The sequence below is a fragment of the Arthrobacter sp. NPDC080086 genome (genome assembly GCF_040702285.1).
The window spans coordinates 1-5,286 of the sequence record NZ_JBFBKP010000141.1 but is presented as its reverse complement, the minus strand read 5'-3'; the positions used below and the strand labels follow the sequence as shown (position 1 = coordinate 5,286).

At 68.2% G+C, this 5,286-nt stretch carries 4 protein-coding genes; all 4 read left to right on the top strand.

Going from position 1 to position 5,286, the window contains the following annotated elements; genetic code table 11:
• A partial coding sequence (locus AB0305_RS22585; protein ID WP_366174115.1) for a leucyl aminopeptidase occupies positions 1–1,221 on the top strand: 1,221 nt, incomplete at its 5' end.
• 265 nt (positions 1,222–1,486) lie between these two features.
• Positions 1,487–2,872, top strand: a complete 1,386-nt coding sequence (gene lpdA, locus AB0305_RS22580) for a dihydrolipoyl dehydrogenase (RefSeq protein WP_290258147.1) — start codon at positions 1,487–1,489, stop codon at positions 2,870–2,872.
• Positions 2,873–2,998: 126 nt separating this feature from the next.
• Positions 2,999–4,756, top strand: a complete 1,758-nt coding sequence (gene sucB / locus AB0305_RS22575; protein WP_364137789.1) for a 2-oxoglutarate dehydrogenase, E2 component, dihydrolipoamide succinyltransferase — start codon at positions 2,999–3,001, stop codon at positions 4,754–4,756.
• 140 nt (positions 4,757–4,896) lie between these two features.
• Positions 4,897–5,247, top strand: a complete 351-nt coding sequence (locus AB0305_RS22570) for a hypothetical protein (protein ID WP_364137791.1) — start codon at positions 4,897–4,899, stop codon at positions 5,245–5,247.
• The last annotated feature ends 39 nt before the right edge of the window (positions 5,248–5,286 follow it).

The following is a 5,286-nucleotide window of genomic DNA, read 5'->3' as shown; positions in this document are numbered from 1 at the left end:
GCCGGCTCGGCCATCCGGCAGCTGGCCGGCCTGGGCACCGTGACCCTGGCCCTGCCCGCCCCGGACGCCGCCGCCGTCGCCGCGATCGCCGAGGGTGCGGCCATGGGTGCCTACGCCTACACCGAACACCGCTCCTCCAAGGACGGGCTCAAGGAGCCGGTCCGCAACGTGCGCATCCTCACCGACCTGGCCGCCAGCAAGGGCCTCCTGCAGCCGGCCCTGGACCGCGCCGCGCTGATCGGCAAGGCCGTCAACGCCACCCGCACCCTGGTCAACCAGCCGCCGAGCCACCTCTACCCGGAGACCTTCGCCGAGGCCGCCAAGGACCTGGCCAAGGGCCTGCCGGTCAAGGTGACCGTCTGGGACGAGAAGCGCCTCGAAAAGGACGGCTTCGGCGGCATCCTGGGGGTCGGCAAGGGCTCCACCCGCCAGCCGCGCCTGGTCAAGGTCGAGTACGCGCCGGCCAAGGCCACCGCCAAGGTTGCCCTGGTGGGCAAGGGCATCACCTTCGACACCGGCGGCATCTCGCTCAAGCCGCACCTGGGCATGGGTGAGATGAAGTCGGACATGGCGGGCGCCGCCGTCGTCCTCAATACCGTCCTGGCCCTGGCCGAGATGGGCCTGCCGGTCAAGGCCACCGCCTGGCTCTGCATTGCCGAGAACATGCCCTCCGGTGCCGCGCAGCGCCCCGCCGATGTGCTCACCATCTTCGGCGGCAAGACCGTCGAGGTGTTGAACACCGACGCCGAGGGCCGCCTGGTCATGGCCGACGGCATCGTCGCGGCCAGCGAGGAGCACCCGGACGTGATTATCGACGTCGCTACCCTCACCGGCGCGCAGCTGATCGCCCTGGGCAACCGCACCGCGGGCGTCATGGGCTCCGAGTCCGTCACGGGCGCCCTGAAAGCCGCCGCGGACCGCGCCGGCGAGCTGGTCTGGCCGATGCCGCTGCCGGAGGAACTGCGCCCCAGCCTGGACTCCCAGGTGGCGGACATCGCCAACATCGGCGAACGCCACGGCGGCATGATGACCGCCGCCGTGTTCCTGAAGGAATTCGTCGGCAAGGGCAAGAACGGGGAGCAGATCCCCTGGGCCCACATCGACATCGCCGGCCCGTCCTTCAACAACGGCAGCCCCTACGGCTACAACCACAAGCAGGGCACCGGCTGCACCGTCCGCACCCTGGTGGCCTACGTCGAGGACGTCCTCGCCGCCAAGTAAGCCCTCTTCCGCGGGCCTGTGGCCGGGGCTGATACCCCGGCCACAGGCCCGCGTGAGACTGGACACAAGCGCTCCACAAACGCCACGGCAAGGTGGAGCATGGATTAGTGGTTCGCTAAGGTGAACCGTAGTTTCAAAGCATTCAGCTTCATGGAAGCAATTCCACACGAAAGGGAAGCCGCCTGCTGGCATAATCACGGCAGACAGATTCCAAGACCAGATGATGCGTACTCTCGCGTCATCGTTCACGCGAGGGAGCGTTTTAGTGGCCGATCAGGCAACTGCGCAAGAATTCGACATCCTGGTACTCGGCGGCGGCAGCGGCGGCTACGCCACCGCCCTCCGCGCCGTCCAGCTCGGCCTCACCGTCGGCCTCATCGAAAAGGGCAAGCTCGGCGGCACCTGCCTGCACAACGGCTGCATCCCCACGAAGGCCCTGCTGCACTCCGCCGAACTGGCCGACCACGCCCGTGACTCCGCCAAGTACGGCGTCAACGTGAGCCTGGACAGCATCGACATCTCCACGGTCAACTCGTACAAGGACGGCATCATCGCCGGCAAGTACAAGGGCCTCCAGGGTCTGATCAAGTCCAAGAAGGCCATCACGGTCATCGAGGGCGAAGGCAAGCTCCAGGGCACCGACACCGTCGTGGTCAACGGCACCGCGTACAAGGGCAAGAACATCGTCCTGGCCACCGGCTCCTACTCCCGCACCCTGCCGGGCCTCGAGATCGGCGGCAAGGTCATCACCTCGGACGAGGCGCTGACCATGGACTTCATCCCGAAGAGCGCCATCATCCTCGGCGGCGGCGTCATCGGCGTCGAGTTCGCCTCGGTCTGGAAGTCCTTCGGCGTGGACGTCACCATCATCGAGGGCCTGCCCTCCCTCGTCCCGAACGAGGACGCCACGATCGTCAAGAACTTCGAGCGCGCCTTCAAGAAGCGCGGCATCAAGTTCTCCACCGGCACCTTCTTCCAGGGCGTCGAGCAGAACAACGACGGCGTCAAGGTCACCCTGGTGGACGGCAAGACCTTCGAAGCCGACCTCATGCTCGTGGCCGTCGGCCGCGGCCCGGTCACCGCCAACCTCGGCTACGAAGAGGCCGGCCTCACCATCGACCGCGGCTTCGTGATCACCAACGAGCGTCTGCACACCGGCGTCGGCAACATCTACGCCGTCGGCGACATCGTCCCCGGCGTCCAGCTGGCCCACCGCGGCTACCAGCAGGGCATCTTCGTCGCCGAGGAAATCGCCGGCCTCAAGCCGGTCGTCGTCGAAGACGTCAACATCCCCAAGGTCACCTACTCCGAGCCGGAGATCGCGACCGTCGGCTACACCGAGAAGGCTGCCAAGGCCAAGTTCGGCGATGACCAGATCGAGACCCAGGAATACAACCTGGCCGGCAACGGCAAGAGCTCCATTCTGGGCACCTCCGGCCTGGTGAAGCTGGTCCGCCAGAAGGACGGCCCCGTCGTCGGCGTCCACATGATCGGCTCCCGTATGGGCGAGCAGATCGGCGAGGCCCAGCTGATCGTGAACTGGGAAGCCTACCCGGAGGACGTCGCACAGCTGGTGCACGCCCACCCGACGCAGAACGAGGCCCTGGGCGAGGCCCACCTGGCCCTCGCCGGCAAGCCGCTGCACGGCTAATAGCCCCCACCGCAGCACCGCAAGACCACCGCGCTTAGTGCACCCGGCCCGAAAAACCGGGTGCACTAAGCTCGAACCAGGCAGCAATCATCCGCACTAAAGATCAATAAGGAGAACGGGGACGACATGTCTGAATCCGTTAACTTGCCCGCCCTCGGTGAGAGCGTCACCGAAGGAACCGTCACCCGCTGGCTCAAGCAGGTAGGTGACCGGGTAGAGGTGGACGAGCCCCTGCTCGAAGTCTCCACCGACAAAGTAGACACCGAGATCCCCTCTCCGATCGCCGGCGTGATCGAGGAAATCCTCGTGGCCGAAGACGAGACCGCCGAGGTCGGCGCCCCGCTGGTGCGCATCGGCGACGGCTCCGGCTCCGCTGACGCCGCCCCGGCCGCTCCCGCTGAAGCCGCCCCGGCCGAGGAAGCCCCCGCCGAGACCCCGTCCGGCACCGAGGCTCCGGCCCCCGAGGACGAGACCCCGGCCGCTGCCGAGGCCCCGGCCGCCGCCCCCGCCGGCGAAGGCCACGAAGTCACTCTCCCCGCCCTGGGCGAGAGCGTCACCGAAGGCACCGTCACCCGCTGGCTCAAGAGCGTCGGCGACTCGGTCGAGGTCGACGAGCCGCTGCTCGAGGTCTCCACCGACAAGGTCGACACCGAGATCCCCTCCCCCGTTGCCGGCACCCTGCAGGAAATCCGCGTCGCCGAGGACGAGACGGCCGAGGTGGGCTCCGTCCTGGCCGTCATCGGTTCCGGCGCCGCTGCCCCGGCCGCCGCTCCGGCCCCCGAGGCCCCGAAGCAGGAGGCTCCCAAGCAGGAAGCCCCGAAGCAGGAAGCTCCGGCTCCGGCCGCTGCCCCGGCTCCCGCCGCCCCGAAGCAGGAAGCCCCGAAGGCTCCCGCCCCGGCCGCTGCTCCGGCTCCCGCCGCCCCCGCCAAGCAGGAGGCGCCCGCCGCCTCCTCGAGCGAGTCCGGCTACGTCACTCCCCTGGTACGCAAGCTGGCCAACCAGCACGGCGTCGAGATCTCCTCGCTGACCGGCACCGGCGTCGGCGGCCGCATTCGCAAGCAGGACGTCCTGGCCGCCGCCGAGGCTAAGGCCGCTCCGGCTGCCGCCGCCCCGGCGGCCGCGAAGGCCCCGTCCGCGGCGCCGACCGCCGAGGCTTCCTCGCTGCGCGGCACCGTCCAGAAGGCCCCGCGCATCCGCCAGGTCATCGCCCGCCGCATGCGCGAATCCCTGGACGTCTCCACCCAGCTGACCCAGGTGCACGAGGTCGACATGACCAAGGTCGCCAAGCTGCGTGCCCGCGCCAAGAACTCCTTCCAGGCGCAGAACGGCTCCAAGCTGACCTTCCTGCCCTTCATCGCCAAGGCTGTCGCCGAGGCCCTGAAGCAGCACCCGAAGCTGAACGCCTCCTACGACGAGGACAAGCAGGAGATCACCTACCACAACGCCGAGCACCTGGCGATCGCGGTGGACACCGACAAGGGCCTGCTGGTTCCGGTCATCTCCGACGCCGGCAACCTGAACCTCGCCGGCCTCTCCGGCAAGATCGCCGACGTCGCCGACCGCACCCGCAACGGCAAGATCGGCCCGGATGAGCTCTCCGGCGGAACCTTCAGCATCACCAACATCGGTTCCGTGGGCGCCCTCTTCGACACCCCGATCATCAACCAGCCCCAGGTCGCCATCCTGGGCACCGGCGCGATCGTCAAGCGCGCCGTGGTGGTCTCCGACGAGAACGGCGACGACTCGATCGCGATCCGCTCGATGATGTACCTCTCGCTGACCTACGACCACCGCCTGGTGGACGGCGCGGACGCGGGACGCTTCCTGCAGACGCTGAAGGCACGCCTCGAGGAAGGCGCCTTCGAGGCAGACCTGGGCCTCTAGCGGCAGGCGGTCCCCGGTTCCGGGGACCACACAGTACCAACGGCGACGGCGGTGCGGACCACGGTGTGAAACCACCGGCGGACCGCGCCGCCGTCGCCGTCTTACTACGGACCGTAGAATTCTCTGGTTAGACTGAAGCCATGAAAATTTTGTTCGACATCCTGGTCTTCCTCCACATCATCGGCGCCACCATGATCGTCGGCATCTGGATCGGCCAGATGAAGAAGCCCACCGTCCACCCGCGCCAGTTCGACGGCGCCGTGCTGCAGCTGATCACCGGCATCGCCATGATGGGCCTGATCCCGGCCCTGGACATGGACGTCAACTACGCCAAGCTGGGCATCAAGTTCGTCGTGGCGCTCGTCGTCGCGGTCCTGGCCTTCATCGGCCGCCGCCGGTACAAGAAGGACGAGCCCGTCGGCAAGGGCCTCGCCCACGCTGTGGGCGGCCTGGCGCTGCTGAACATCGCCATCGCCACCATCTGGCAGTAGTCCCGCGCTTCGACGGCGGCGGCGCACCCACCCGGGTGC